The 13,966-nt window shown below is 61.9% G+C and carries 10 protein-coding genes; 9 read left to right on the top strand and 1 reads right to left on the bottom strand.

What is annotated here, in order from left to right:
- The first annotated feature begins 27 nt into the window (after positions 1–27).
- Genes ppk2 through P0M12_RS24800 form a run of 4 tightly spaced genes read left to right on the top strand, consistent with a single transcriptional unit; the run spans position 28 to position 6,353 of the window.
- Entirely contained in the window at positions 28–858 is an 831-nt protein-coding gene (ppk2, locus tag P0M12_RS24815) for a polyphosphate kinase 2 (protein ID WP_085989950.1), read from the top strand.
- A 27-nt stretch (positions 859–885) separates the two neighbouring features.
- Positions 886–3,627, top strand: a complete 2,742-nt coding sequence (locus tag P0M12_RS24810) for a cation-translocating P-type ATPase (protein ID WP_054187745.1) — start codon at positions 886–888, stop codon at positions 3,625–3,627.
- Positions 3,628–3,644: 17 nt separating this feature from the next.
- Positions 3,645–5,339, top strand: coding sequence for a SulP family inorganic anion transporter (locus P0M12_RS24805; protein ID WP_050656482.1), 1,695 nt, complete (start codon positions 3,645–3,647; stop codon positions 5,337–5,339).
- Positions 5,340–5,387: 48 nt separating this feature from the next.
- A complete protein-coding gene (locus tag P0M12_RS24800; protein ID WP_054187746.1) occupies positions 5,388–6,353 on the top strand; it encodes an endonuclease/exonuclease/phosphatase family protein in 966 nt (321 codons plus the stop codon).
- Between the two features lie 36 nt (positions 6,354–6,389).
- On the opposite strand, the gene P0M12_RS24795 is transcribed toward P0M12_RS24800, so the two are convergent.
- A complete protein-coding gene (locus tag P0M12_RS24795) occupies positions 6,390–7,388 on the bottom strand; it encodes an Lrp/AsnC family transcriptional regulator (protein ID WP_232319036.1) in 999 nt (332 codons plus the stop codon).
- A gap of 136 nt (positions 7,389–7,524) precedes the next feature.
- Between P0M12_RS24795 and P0M12_RS24790 the strand changes: the two genes are divergently transcribed.
- The 5 genes from P0M12_RS24790 (at position 7,525) to P0M12_RS24770 (ending at position 13,815) form a co-directional block, all read left to right on the top strand.
- Complete coding sequence (locus P0M12_RS24790) at positions 7,525–8,868, top strand: DUF3100 domain-containing protein (protein ID WP_277377010.1); 1,344 nt, start codon at positions 7,525–7,527, stop codon at positions 8,866–8,868.
- 52 nt (positions 8,869–8,920) lie between these two features.
- Positions 8,921–10,135 (top strand): amidohydrolase, encoded by a 1,215-nt coding sequence (locus P0M12_RS24785; protein ID WP_030535644.1) that lies wholly within the window; start codon positions 8,921–8,923, stop codon positions 10,133–10,135.
- Positions 10,132–11,490 (top strand): L-serine ammonia-lyase, encoded by a 1,359-nt coding sequence (locus tag P0M12_RS24780; protein WP_277377009.1) that lies wholly within the window; start codon positions 10,132–10,134, stop codon positions 11,488–11,490. The genes P0M12_RS24785 and P0M12_RS24780 overlap by 4 nt, the downstream gene beginning before the upstream one ends.
- 132 nt (positions 11,491–11,622) lie before the next feature.
- On the top strand, positions 11,623–12,528 hold the full coding sequence (locus P0M12_RS24775) for a hypothetical protein (protein WP_228402201.1): 906 nt from the start codon (positions 11,623–11,625) through the stop codon (positions 12,526–12,528).
- A gap of 126 nt (positions 12,529–12,654) precedes the next feature.
- Complete coding sequence (locus P0M12_RS24770) at positions 12,655–13,815, top strand: serine hydrolase domain-containing protein (RefSeq protein WP_277377008.1); 1,161 nt, start codon at positions 12,655–12,657, stop codon at positions 13,813–13,815.
- Positions 13,816–13,966 lie beyond the last annotated feature (151 nt).

Below are 13,966 nucleotides of genomic sequence, written 5' to 3'. Positions count from 1 at the left end.
GGAGTGGAAGTGGGAAAGAACGCTCGGATTCTTCACGACGACACCCCGTCGACCCTTACCGACGACGCGCCGCCCGTGGCAGAAAAGCCGATGAAGAACAAGGTGTACCGCCGCAAACTCAAGCCGTTGCACGGCGAACTCGTGGCTTTGCAGGAGTGGGTCAAATCGTCTGGAGCCAAGGTCTGCATCGTATTCGAAGGTCGAGATACCGCGGGGAAGGGCGGTGTCATCAAAGCCATCACCGAGCGAGTGAGTCCGCGAGTGTTCCGGGTCGTTGCGTTACCCGCCCCGACCGAGCGAGAGCATTCGCAGATGTATGTCCAGCGCTACGTCCCGCATCTTCCGGCTGGCGGTGAGATCGTCATCTTCGACCGAAGTTGGTACAACCGTGCCGGTGTAGAACGAGTAATGGGCTTTTGCACCGAAGAACAAGCACATCAATTTCTCCAGCTCATTCCGACCGTCGAACGCGCGATCGTCGAATCGGGAGTCATTCTGCTCAAGTACTGGCTCGAGGTCAGCGAAGAACAGCAGCTCTTACGTCTGCAGAGCCGGATCGACGACCCTCGAAAGATCTGGAAGCTGTCGAATCTCGATCTGAAGTCGTTCAGTCATTGGTACGACTACTCGCGTGCCCGCGACGAGATGTTTCGCTTCACCGACACCGGCTGGGCGCCATGGTATGTCGCAAACAACAATGACAAGAAACGCGGACGACTCAACATCATCAGCCACATTCTGAGTCAGATCCCCTACGAGCCCGTGCAATCCACGGACATCACCCTGCCGAAACGGCAGAAGGCTCACGGCTACCAGACGCCCAAACAACCGCTGCACTGGATTCCGACCCGGTATTGACGATCGCCAAGGAAAGGATGTGCGGTCATGAGCCCCACGCCGTGGCATGCGCAGAGTGGCGAATCAGTCGTGTCCGTACTGCAGTCGGACCCGGAGCGCGGACTGCAGTCGGATGAGGCCGACCAACGGCGACGACGCTACGGGTCGAACGAAATCACCTCGACGCCACCGCCGTCGACGTGGTCGATCGCGCTGTTGCAGCTGAAAGATCCGATGAACTTGATGCTCGTCGCCGTGGCCGCGGTCAGCATCGCCATCGGTGAAGTGCCGACAGCAATCGTGGTGGCGGTGCTCGTCGTGCTCAACATCGTCCTCGGAACTCGACAGGAGTTGAAGGCACGGGCCAGCGTCGACGCCCTCGCCAAGATGCAGACGCCCCAAGCACGGGTCATTCGTGACGGGAACCTGATTCAACTCGACGCTACCGAACTGGTGCCGGGTGACATCGTCCAAGTCGAGGCAGGAGACATCATCGCTGCCGACGGACGGTTGCTCGCCACCACCACCCTGGAGACGCAGGAAGCCGCATTGACCGGGGAAAGCGCGCCGATACCGAAGGACCCGAATACGCTGAACAACGAGGATATTCCGCTCGGAGACCGCAGCAATCTGGTCTTCCAGAACACCTCGGTCACCCGCGGCACGGCGACCATGGTGGTCACCGAGACCGGGATGCAGACGCAGATAGGCCGGATCGCGTCGATGTTGTCGGCGGTCGCCCCTGGCAAGTCGCCACTTCAACGTGAATTGGACTCTCTCACCAAACTTCTCGGAATCATCGCGTGGACGGCAGTGATCGTCATCGTCGTCATCGGGCTCCTTCGTGGGCAGGACCTGACTACGCTTCTGCTCCTTGGTATCGCAATGGGAGTGTCCGCGATTCCGACCGGCCTGCCAACATTCGTCCAGGCGATGCTGGCCTACGGTGCCCGTCAACTGGCCGACGCCAAGGCCGTCGTGAAGAACCTGACCGACGTCGAAACACTCGGCGCGACCAGTGCAATCAACTCGGACAAGACCGGCACGCTGACCATGAACCAGATGACCGTCCGATCGCTGTACGTCCACGGCCGTTGGTACACGGTCGAGGGCGAAGGCTATGCCAAAGCGGGAAGGATAACGCAGGTTGCCGGCGAGGCGCCGCCCGACTTCACCCTTCTCGCATACGGACTGTGTCTCGACAGCGATGCAACGGTTTCCGATTCCGGGGAAGTTGTCGGCGACCCGACCGAGGCCGCGCTCGTGGTGCTCGCGGCAAAGATCGGTGCCGACGCCCCACTCACCAGACGGACCTACCCGCGGGTGGCGACGGTTCCGTTCGATTCCGCGTACAAGTTCATGGCCACGTACCACCATCTCGAAGTCGACGGCGTAAGTCAGTTCGTCGGATTGGTCAAGGGCGGACCCGATGTCGTCCTCGCTCGGTGTTCTTCGGCCTTTCTCCCCGGCCGTCGGCAGGTCCCGATCGAGGAAGTCCGAGACGAACTCACGGCAGCAAATCAGTCCATGTCCGAAAAGGGTCTTCGGGTGCTGGCATTCGCGGTCAGACGCCTCGACGGACGGGAAGACGCTGTCGTGGCCGACCCCATGTCCTTTGTCGAGGACCTGACGTTTGTCGGTATGGCAGGCATCATCGACCCGCTGCGTCCGGAGGCGGTCGATTCGGTGCGAACCGCACACCGGGCCGGCATCGAGGTCCGCATGATCACCGGCGACCATGCCATCACCGCCGCAGCGATCGGTGCCGAACTCGGACTCGGCCCGGGCTCGGTGGGCGGAGGCGAGTTGCAAGCGATGACCGATGAAGAACTGTCGACCGCGTTGCCGAACCTGCACGTGTTCGGCCGCGTCACTCCGCAGGACAAACTTCGCTTGGTCGATGTCATGCAGAGCGGTGGCGCCGTCGTCGCGATGACCGGAGACGCGGTCAACGACGCCGCCGCGTTGAAGAAGGCAGACATCGGCGTCGCCATGGGCTCGGGCAGTGAGGTGACCAAACAGGCGGGCAAGATGGTGCTCACCGACGACAACTTCGGCACCCTCATCACCGCGATCACTTTGGGCCGCAACATCTACGGAAAAATCGTCTCGTACATCCGCTACCAGATGTCGAAACTCTTCTCCTTGGTTCTCCTCTTCCTCGCTGCGAGCATCTTCAACATCAACGAGGGTGTGGCACTGACGCCACTGATGGTGCTGTTCCAGCACTTCTTCATCACACTGTTCCCCGTCGCCGTGATCATGCTCGACCCGCCGCCACCGGATCTGATGAACAAGCCTCCGCGCGATCCCAAGATGCCGATCGCACATCGAAGCGCAGTCGCTCAGTGGCTCGCGTACGGTGTCCTGCAATTTGCCGTGACACTCGCGGCGATGCTTCTCGCACCCGGTGAAATGAGTACTTCCGATGCGAATGTTCCCATGACCACAGCATTCGTAGTGCTCTCTCTCGGTTCGATTCTCGCGGGGCTTACCATGCGGCGTGATCCCGAGTCCGGCGTGGTTCCACCGGTTCTCGGTGCCATCAAGATCTTGACGATCCCCACGGTCGTGACCGTATTCGCCGTCGAGGCGGGCGTCCTCCAGGACCTCCTCATGACAACCTCACTGACCGGCGCCCAGTGGCTCGCCTGCCTGGGTTGGTCGCTGATCATCCCGGTTGTCGTCGAGTTGGACAAGGCAATTCGACGCCGCCGCCTCGCACAGGCACCTGCGCCCCTCCCTGCGACCACCGCGGTTGCCCCCGAGCGCGCCCGTTCGCTCCACTGAGGGAGGACAATCAAACGATGATGTGGGCGGAGAGTCTAGGTCGGCTACCGGGCGTCGCGACTGCCCGTGGGTATCGCCGCGAGTGGTTGCGAACAGACGTCACTGCCGGACTCGTCTTGACTGCCCTGCTCATCCCGGCAGGCATGGGCTACGCCGAGGCCGCCGGGTTGCCTGCGTACGCCGGGCTGTACGCCACCATCGTGCCTTTGCTCGCCTACGCGGTAGTCGGGCCCTCGAAAATCCTTGTACTCGGACCTGATTCGTCACTGGCGCCGCTGATTGCCGCCGCGGTCATACCGCTGGCAGTGGTCGGCGATTCGGAGAATGCGCTTGCACTGGCCGGTGTTCTCGCCATTCTTGTCGGACTCATCCTCGTGATCGGCGGATTCCTTCGTCTCGGCTTCGTGACCGAACTCCTCTCGAAACCGATCCGCCTCGGCTACCTCAATGCCATTGCACTCGTCGTCGTAGTTGGTCAGATTCCCAAGCTGCTCGGATTCTCCGTCGACGCGTCCGGTCTACTCGGTGAAATCGGCGGGATCTCAAAGGCCCTGGTGGGTGGCGACGTCGACCCCCTCGCTGCCGCCATCGGTGTCGGTTCGCTAGTCGTCATAGTCGCCTTCCGGCTCTGGGTACCTGTTGTTCCCGGCGTTCTGGTGGCCGTTGTCGCGGCCATAGTCTTGTCCGCTGCCGCCGGTCTCACCGATGACATCGGCATGGTCGGCGCACTACCGGAAGGACTCCCCCTCCCTTCCGTCGGTGGAGTCACCTGGCAGGACGTCGGCCATCTGATCGGGCCCGCCGCCGGTATCGCATTGATTGCCTTCGCCGACACCGGCGTTCTCTCGCGCACCTTCGCCGCCCGCCACGGCGAGGACGTGAACGGCAGTACCGAAATGAAGGCGATCGGTGTCGCGAACGTGGCCGGCGGGCTGTTCGGCGGGTTTCCGATCTCGGCGAGCGGGTCACGAACTCCGGTAGCCGAACAGAGTGGGGCGCACACACAATTGGCCGGCGTCGTCGGGGCGCTCGCGGTCCTGGTGTTCGTCCTCGTCGCTCCCGGACTCACGGCATATCTGCCCGATGCAACACTGGCCGCCGTCGTCATCGTCGCCGCGTGTGCACTGATCGACGTGGGCGGCATGGTCCGCATGTGGCGCATGAGCACCGTGGAATTCGGCCTCGCCGTCGCGGCGTTTCTGGGCGTCGCCCTGGTCGGTGTGCTACAAGGCATCCTTGTAGCGATCGGACTGTCCTTCGCAGCGGTCATCGCGCAGGTATGGCAGCCACATCGAACCGAACTCGTCGAGACGGGCGAACCCGCCGGATTCCACGACATCGAACGCCATCCAGATGGGCATCGCATCCCCGGCCTGGTGTTGGTGAGGTTTGACGCGCCACTGTTTTTCGCGAACGGCGAGATCTTCGACGAGTACGTTCGCTCCGTCGTCGCCAAGGCGCCAGATCCGGTCGACTGGGTGGTTATAGCCGCCGAACCGATCACCGGACTCGATACAACGGCAGTCGACGAACTCGTCGATCTGGATACATTCCTCGAAGGCAAAGGAATTCGGTTGGCATTCGCAGAGATGAAAGGTCCGATCAAGGATCGACTCATCCGATTCGGAGTCGGGGATCGATTCGATTCGACGCACTTCTACCCGACCGTCGAAGCCGCCGTGAACGCATTCCGCACCCGAACCGACGACTGACAAACGCCAGGCAGTCGGGAGCCGTGGCTGCATTGGGTACCGTTTGGTATGGGATTCACGACGGACAATGTTCCGGCACGCCGTATCGCTCAGGTCGCCGGCGTGGGCGGTATCGCCGTCGGCGTTGTCTCGCTGATCGCGTTGTACTCCACCAAGCCGATCAACCCGTTGATCGCCGTGGCCTCCTTCGTCCCGATACTGCTTGCGGTCACACTCGCAGCGTCCCTGATATGCCTGGTCTTTCGCCGCTGGATCCTACTGGCGATCTCGGTGGTACTGATTGCGGTGGGCGCGTCGGTGATCAGTCCACTGTATGTGGCAAACAGTTCCGAAATCGACGGGCCGACTCTGCGCGTAATGCAAGCAAACCTTCTCTTCGGGCAGGCAGATCCCGCCAGTTTGACTGCGACGGTGCGCGAGAAGGCAGTCGACGTCCTGACGGTTCAGGAACTGACCACATCACTCGAAGGCTCTCTCAGAGATCAAGGACTCGAGCAACTGCTGCCGCATCACTACTTGGTACCGGACGAGGCCGGCGGGGGTGGCGCCGGTATTTACAGCCGTTATCCGCTGACGGACACTCGGGAATTGAACGGATTCGGACCGACCAATCTTGTTGCCGAAGTGGGCTTCTCGACTCCGTTCACCCTTCTGGCGGTTCACCCCGGACCGGCGTACGTGACCCCGCCCGACGTGTGGACTGCCGAGCTGAGCACTTTGCGAAACGCGCTCGACGCTGCTGCCGCCGAGGAAACCGTCATCGTCAGTGGCGACTTCAACACCACATTCACGCACAAGCAATTCCGTGACCTCCTCGATGTCGGCTACTCCGATGCCGCAGACCAATTGGGAGTAGGCATCGTGCGCACCTATCCGGCGGACAAGAAATTTCCCGCGATCGTCGGCATCGACCATGTACTTCTGCGGGGCGGACAGGCGAAGTCACTCGAGCGGATCGACATCGAAGGTTCCGATCACTTCGGCTTGATCGTCGACGTGGCGATCCCCAACTAGTCGGAGAGCACCCGACCCGCGCGAACGCGTTGCGGATCACCCGTGCTTCGGCATGCTTCGACCCGACACATCGATCGTCCGATGCAGGTGATGCGGCGTACGCAGGACGATCGACCGGTCCACCACGGATACGCCCGGAAACTGGTCGGCGAGATAACCTTCCAGACGCTGCACGTCGTCGATCGAGCGCAGCCACACCGCCAATGCGATGTCGTAGCTGCCGATCGTAGAAGCAACAAGCCTCGCCTCACGCAGGTGCGAAAGGCGCTGAGCAATTGCCTCCTTTCGCCCGTCGAGACGTAAGAAGTACCAGGCGTAGACCGGCCAGCCGGAGTAGGGCCGAGCAATCTCCGTGCGGACGACCAGTCGCCCCGTCGACAGCTCGTGAGAAAGGAGCGCCCCAGCGCGAGCCGGCGTGACTCCGAGGGCCGCAGCGAGTGCCGAGACGGTGACACGTGGTTCGCGAGAAAGAATGTCGAACAGCTGCGACTGTTCCTCTTCGCCGGCGCGTACACCACGAATCTTTCCCGCCGGGGCCGACTCGAGCGCGGCGATTTCTTCCGCATCGAGAGCACGTAGACGCCAGTTCCTCGCGTCGGAGTTCGCCGAGGACACGATCTGAGTTCGCATCGCGGTGATCATCGGCAGGGATTGTGTTCGCTCCAACACGTACCTGGACAATTGATCGAGGTCAGTGCAGGTGAGCGTGACGAGCAGATCCCGATTGCCGGTTGTGAGATCGACTGTGAGAACTTCGGGATCGTGCGCGACCTGTTCGGCAACGCTCATGGTCTGTGCCGGTGCGCATTCGATCTCGAGAAGTGCGGTCGCCGACACGATGGGTCCACCACGGTACGCAGCGATCCACGCTATTCCTTGCGAGTGCAGACGCTCCCAACGCCTGGTCAGGGTGACCGGGTCGGAACCGATCGCGCGTGAAAGCTCGGACCACGACGCTCGCGGCCTGATCTGCAGTGCGTTCAACAGCCGAAGATCGTCGTCCTTGAGCACCTGATCCTGCACCGAGGACCTCACTTTCAAAAGAATGCTGCACCGAAACAGGATCGAAACGCGTCGATCCTAACTTCATCACATCAATAGTCCACCAAATCCTGAGCCTCGAGAACGCTTACATCTTGCGTTCGTTCGCCCCCTCGAGAAAGACACCGACATGACCGAAGCATTCCCTGTCTCGCATGACGATTCTCCGGTCAGCGATCAAACCACGACGCAAAAAGTCGTTTTCGCCATGCGGTCGCCACGCCTGTGGATCGTGGTGACTCTGCTCCTCGTGCTTGCGGCAGGCGCGCAACTGATCGGCCCCGCAGTGATTCCCGTCGGCGCTGCCGCCATCACGATCCTGCCCATGGTGTGGGGACTGATTGCCGGCGGTGTCGTCTCGAGCCAGAAGTGGCAACCACTCGGCCTCGACCTTCAGGCTGCAGCCTCGGCAATCATGGGCCTGGCTGTTCTCTTGCTTTGTGCAAGGTTGTCTTTCACCATCGGCCCGAACATCCAATTGTTGTTCGAGGCGGGCCCCGCACTGCTACTGCAGGAATTGGGGCACTTGTTCGGCACTATCGCTCTCGCACTCCCGCTGGCGGTACTCCTTCGGATGGGGCCGGCCACCGTCGGAGCAACCTTCTCCATCGACCGCGAGGGTTCCTTCGCGATGGTCAGCGAACGCTACGGCCCCGATTCCGACCAGTACCGTGGAGTCCTGTCGATGTACGTCTTCGGCACTCTGTTCGGTGCCGTGCTGATCAGCCTGATTGCGTCACTGGCTACATCCTTCAACATCTTCGACCCCCTCGCATTGGCGATGGGTGCCGGCGTCGGATCCGGCTCGATGATGGCTGCCGCTGCCGCCAGCGTCGTTTCGGCGCACCCCGAGATGGCCGACCAGGTACTCGCCGTGGCGGCCACATCCAACATCATCACCGGCCTCCTCGGCGTGTATGTCGGCATGTATGTCGCACTCCCCCTTGCTGATCGAATCTACGGCGCACTCACCAAGCGCTCGAAGACGACCAGCGAACGGAAAGCCGACACTGCCCCACGAGCGGTTGCGCCGAGCGTCACCGTGCCGCTGACCACGATCGTTCCGATTCTGTTCGTCGGTGGGGTCATCGTCTCCTCGATCGCAGCGGGTGGCGTATCTCGATCGATCATCGTCGGTTACTTGATCCTCACCGGATTGTTGCTCCTGGGCGTCGGCGTGGCCCGCCTGACCCGCGGCAAGATCGCGGCGATGATCGCAATCATCACCATCGGCGCCTTGGCGACAACACCGTGGTCCCCCATCGGTGATTTCGTCTCGAGCACCGTCGGGACTGTCGACTTTCTCTCGATCTGCACCCTCACCTTGACTGTCGCAGGTCTCAGCCTCGGCAAGGACCTTCCCTTGCTCAAGACGATCGGCTGGAAGATCGTGCCCGTCGGAATCGTCGCGATCCTCGCCTCTTACCTACTTTCCGTGGTCGTCGCGGAGTTCGCGCTGGGCCTCTGGCACTAGAACTGCACCCGAAAACGCTGAGAACCAAAGATGTTGAAAGGAACCAATACCCATGTCCATCGCTGACACCCGCACCCGCACAGACTCGGTTTCGAGCACGATCGAGAAGTGGGCATCACGCCTCATCGACGTCAGCCACACCATCCATGCTCACCCAGAATTGGCATTCGAAGAGCATCATGCGTCGGCCCTCTTGGCGGACGCCGCGCAGGAAGCCGGCTTCACGGTTACTCGCGCCGCCTACGGCCTCGAGACGGCATTCGAAGCGGTGCGGGGCTCCGGCCCCTTCCGCGTCGTCGTCTGCGCCGAGTACGACGCCCTTCCCGACATCGGTCATGCGTGTGGACACAATGTCATCGCCGCTGCCGGACTGGGAGCAGCGATCGCGCTCGGAGAGGTCGCGGAGGAACACGGTCTGACCGTCGTCCTTCTCGGTACGCCGGCCGAAGAACATGGCGGCGGGAAAGTCTTGCTGCTCGAACGTGGCGCATGGGAGGGCGCGGCGATGTCGATCATGGTCCACGGCGCTGCAGGTGAAGACGTCAGCTGCACCGTCACCGGAACGCAGGCAGTCGACCGGTTCGACGTGACCTACACCGGAAGAGCCGCACACGCGGCCGCTGCGCCACACAAGGGCATCAACGCAGGCGACGCCGCCACGATCGCCTTGGTCGCCATCGGACTCCTCCGTCAACAACTTCCCTCCGACGTCAGGCTGAACGCCTACGTCGAGCACGGCGGCGAAGCAACAAACATCATTCCGGCCTCGACATTGGTGCGAGCGGAAGTTCGGGCCGCAGAACTCGAGGTGCTGTTGGACGCCAAGCGTCGTATGCTCGCCTGCTTCGAGGGCGCAGCTGTGGCCAGCGACTGCTCCTGGTCGACCGAACGCGCCGAACCGCGCTACGAGGAGCTTGTTCAACATCGCGTGCTGGCGACGATCTGGGACGAGGAGATCGCGAGCCTGGGCCGCACCGCGGCCGCCCGAACTCCCCTGACCGGCGGCTCGACAGACATGGGCAACGTGTCGAAGGTGGTTCCCTCGATCCACCCGATGATCGCGTTACGCGGCGTTACCGGAGTTCCTCACACGATCGAGTTTGCCGCTGATGCCCGCTCCGCAGCGGGCGACGAAGCTGTTCTGCACGGAGCAATTGCAATGGCACGCACTGTGATCCGAGCCGCCACCGGGGACTCGCGCTCCAACCTCCTGACGATTGCGGCCCAGCGCGAGTCAGGAGCGACTACCGTCACGAGCGCCGAATGAGCACCACCGGCGTCTATGTTTCCGCGCTCGAATTCTTCTCCATCGGCATCGGGCCCTCCAGTTCACACACGGTCGGTCCGATGCGAGCCGCCCGCACTTTTGTCGGCGAGCTCTCCGACGCCGGCTTGACCGCGTCGGTCGACCGAATTCGCTGCAATCTGCACGGCTCTCTCGCCGCCACCGGAATAGGGCACTGCACTCCCGACGCGGTGATCGCGGGACTTCGTGGGTTGGATCCTGAAACGTGCGAGCCGAACGACGTTCACGGGCGTTGGGCCGAGCTCTCGGACGGCGGATCGGTGAAGCTCGTCGGCGGCTCACTCGGGCACGTTGTGTTCACTCACGAGGACATGGTGTTCGAGCCGCTCGTTCGCCGTCACGGGCACCCCAACTCGATGACACTGACCGCCTTCATCGGTCGCGAAATCGTCTGTACGAGTATATATCTGTCGATCGGTGGCGGATTCGTACTGCGCGCCGGAACGGAGACGCAAGCAAGCGCGCATTCGATCAACTCACGCTATCGAACCGCGAAAGAGCTACTGGCGGAATGCGGCTCCGTAACTATCGCCGAGTTGGTACTGTCGGACGAAATCGCGATACACGGCCAGGATCGGGCATTCACCGGCATCGACGCGATCTGGTCCGCGATGCGCACATGCATCGAACGCGGCACCCAGACCGAAGGTGTATTGCCCGGGCGTCTCGGAGTTCGCCGAAGAGCACGGTCTGCGAACATTCAACTGGAACAACGTAACTGCGCACCCTCCTCACGCGAGTGGCTGACCGTCTACGCCATGGCGGTCAACGAAGAAAATGCAGCAGGTGGCCGCGTGGTAACGGCTCCGACGAACGGCGCTGCGGGCATCGTGCCGGCGGTGCTCTATCACCACATACGCGCTACGGGCGCCGGCGTTCACGACGTTCGAACCTTTCTCCTCACCGCTGCCGCAATCGGATCGATCATCAAGGCGAATGCCTCGATCTCGGGCGCGGAGGCGGGGTGCCAAGGCGAGGTCGGAGCTGCCTGCGCGATGGCGGCAGCCGGCTTGTGCGCTGTCATGGGCGGATCACCACGACAAATCGAGAATGCAGCTGAGATTGCCATGGAACACCATCTGGGGCTGACCTGCGATCCGGTTGGTGGCCTGGTCCAAATCCCCTGCATCGAACGAAATGCCGTAGCCGCCTCGACTGCAGTCACCGCAGCTCAGCTCGCATACCTCGGTGACGGGACGCATGTGGTGAGCCTCGATACCGTCATCGAAACCATGCGCCAAACCGGAAACGACATGTCCGTGCGTTACAAGGAAACAAGTGAAGGCGGGCTCGCCGTCAATGTCGTCGAGTGCTGAGGAGGATGTCGACGGCAGCGGCGAGGGCGGGCGGACGCCGTCGCCGTCGCCGGAAATATCATCCTCTCGAACGATGAAGTCCGGTGTACCGATTTCTACACTCGGTGACATGACTTTGTGGACGGTGACCAGATGATCGCTCATCACGCTGGAGGAATCCCACTGCACAATTCTTCACGGCACAACACTGCGGGGCCGTCGCGCTCGACGCAGTCCTCAGGTCGCAAGATCGCCGCGTTGATCGCGTTGGTCGCCGGTTTCTCCGCTGCCTTCGTTCTCGCCCCGGGCATGCTGACGAGTAGGCCGGGTGATGGGTACGCAGACCAGGGAGAACTCGTCGAGACGGTCCGCGCCGCGTTCGTCGAATACTGGAGTTCCGGTGTCCAAGCCTTCTCGCCGAGCTTGGAGTCCGCTGTCGACTACTGGCTGCGGTACCACGTGGCCAAGGCCGTGATCGCGGTAATCCTGCTGACGGTTCTGCTCGCACTCGGCCGGATGCTCAAGGCGTCGTTCGTGAACGCCGGCCCTCTGACGGCTGGAAAGAAACTCGCATTCGTCTCGGCGGGAGGGCTGGTCACGCTCCTCGCGATGTTTTCCTCGGTACTCGTGATGGCAAATATCCAAGGTGTCGTTGCACCCTTCTCTTCGCTGATCTCGATGTTGCCCGTGGCCCAGACGGATGGGGCACTCTCCGAAACTGTCGGGCAGGTCCGACAACAGCTCGCTCAGTCGACGGGCACCGGAAATCAGCAAAGTCCCGCCCTCGAACTGATGATCAGCGACTTCGCGCGGTATCACTTGGCCATGGCGGTGATCGCGCTGATCGCGGCAGCAATATCACTGGCCGTGACTGTGGTCGTGTGGGCACGCTTCGCGAGAACGGCACGATCCGAGCGACGGACGAGATTCATGTCGGGGTCGATAGGTCTTCTCACTGCACTGTTCACGCTGGGATTGATCGTTGTCGGCGTAGCAAATATGGGCACCGCGGCAGACCCCGCGCTGGCCCTGGCGGCGTTCTTCAACGGCGGGCTCTGACCCAAGTCAAGGGTTCAGACCAGGGTTCCGTAGTCCCCCGGTACCGGTTGAGGAGGTACCTGGGGACTGCGTCTGCCGTACCCGGGGTCGATGTGTGAGTGCCCTCGGACAGGCAGAGTTCGACTCATGAAAACCGGAGCAAGACGCATCATGCTTGTCGGCCTGTGCAGCGCCATGGTTGCCGGCGCTGTAATCAGCTGCAGCACGGACAAATCCGCAGACAATCCCACATCCACCACTGACAAGGTCATGGACTCTGCCATCACCGGCCAGCTCGATTCGATCATCGACGCTGCGGTGAATTCGACGGGGATTCCCGGTGCGATGGTGGGCATTTGGGGACCAGACGGCAACTATGTGAAGGTTGCAGGAGTCGCCGACACTGCAACCAAGGCACCGATGGAGACCGACTTCTACCACCGGATCGGTAGCGTCACCAAGACATTTACCGTGACCGCCCTGCTGCAATTGGTCGACGAGGGAAAGATCGGTCTCGATGATCCGATCTCCAAGTACGTCGACGGCGTCATGGAAGGCGATGCGATCAGCCTGCGCCAGCTGGCGGGGATGCGCAGCGGCCTCGTGGCCTACACGACGTCCGAACAGTTTGTCATGGATGTTCTTTCCGACCCTCGCCGATCATTCACATCCGAAGAGCTCTTCGGATACGTCAAGGACCTCCCACTCCAAATTCGACCAGGAACCACTGTCGACTACTCGAATACCAACACCCTTCTGCTCGGCATGGTCATCGAGAAGGTCACCGGCTCAACACTGTCGGACGTCATCGACACCAAGATCACCACACCACTCGGAATGGAGCACACCAGCTTTCCCACCACCAGCGCGTTCCCGAACCCCCACGCACAGGGATACACCAACCAAACACTCGACGAATCCGTGACCGCAGCAACGGACTGGAACCCGTCGTGGGGAGGCGCCGCGGGCGCAATGATCTCGTCGTTGGACGACATGCGCATCTGGGTTCCGGCCTTGGCCAAGGGCGATCTCCTCGCCGACGACACTCAGAAGCAGCGCCTGCACACCGAGCCCCTGGGCGAAGGGGACGACAACTCCGGGTACGGACTCGGATTGTTCAACAGCGGCGGCTGGATCGGTCACAACGGAAGCCTGCCCGGCTACAAAACAGTCTCGGTCTACCTGCCCGAGAAGGACACCACCCTGGTCGTCTTCATCAACACCGACATCGACGGAGAGACCGACCTGACCAGCGCTTTGATGGTGCCGATCACCAAGTTGATCAGCCCGGGCAACGTCTACGGCTGATCACCTCGGGTCCGATCGACAATTCGGACGAAAGTGACATCTCGGGTTTCGATCTGTCGATAGGCTCGACCGTCGACAGATCGAAACCCGAAAGAGGCACTCATGGGATCGTTGAACGACTGGCTTCTCGACAGCGACAGCCCGCTCGTGG

Source organism: Rhodococcus sp. RCBS9 (genome assembly GCF_029457415.1).
GTDB classification, from domain to species: Bacteria; Actinomycetota; Actinomycetes; order Mycobacteriales; family Mycobacteriaceae; genus Rhodococcus_F; species Rhodococcus_F qingshengii.
Note: the sequence above shows the minus strand (reverse complement) of the source record. Positions and strands in the feature narration are given on the sequence as shown.

Coding starts and splice junctions, on each gene's coding strand:
- P0M12_RS24810 (WP_054187745.1), top strand. CDS start 886: ATGAGCCCCACGCCGTGGCATGCGCAGAGTGGCGAATCAGTCGTGTCC.
- P0M12_RS24805 (WP_050656482.1), top strand. CDS start 3,645: ATGATGTGGGCGGAGAGTCTAGGTCGGCTACCGGGCGTCGCGACTGCC.
- P0M12_RS24800 (WP_054187746.1), top strand. CDS start 5,388: ATGGGATTCACGACGGACAATGTTCCGGCACGCCGTATCGCTCAGGTC.
- P0M12_RS24790 (WP_277377010.1), top strand. CDS start 7,525: ATGACCGAAGCATTCCCTGTCTCGCATGACGATTCTCCGGTCAGCGAT.
- P0M12_RS24785 (WP_030535644.1), top strand. CDS start 8,921: ATGTCCATCGCTGACACCCGCACCCGCACAGACTCGGTTTCGAGCACG.
- P0M12_RS24780 (WP_277377009.1), top strand. CDS start 10,132: ATGAGCACCACCGGCGTCTATGTTTCCGCGCTCGAATTCTTCTCCATC.
- P0M12_RS24775 (WP_228402201.1), top strand. CDS start 11,623: ATGATCGCTCATCACGCTGGAGGAATCCCACTGCACAATTCTTCACGG.
- P0M12_RS24770 (WP_277377008.1), top strand. CDS start 12,655: ATGAAAACCGGAGCAAGACGCATCATGCTTGTCGGCCTGTGCAGCGCC.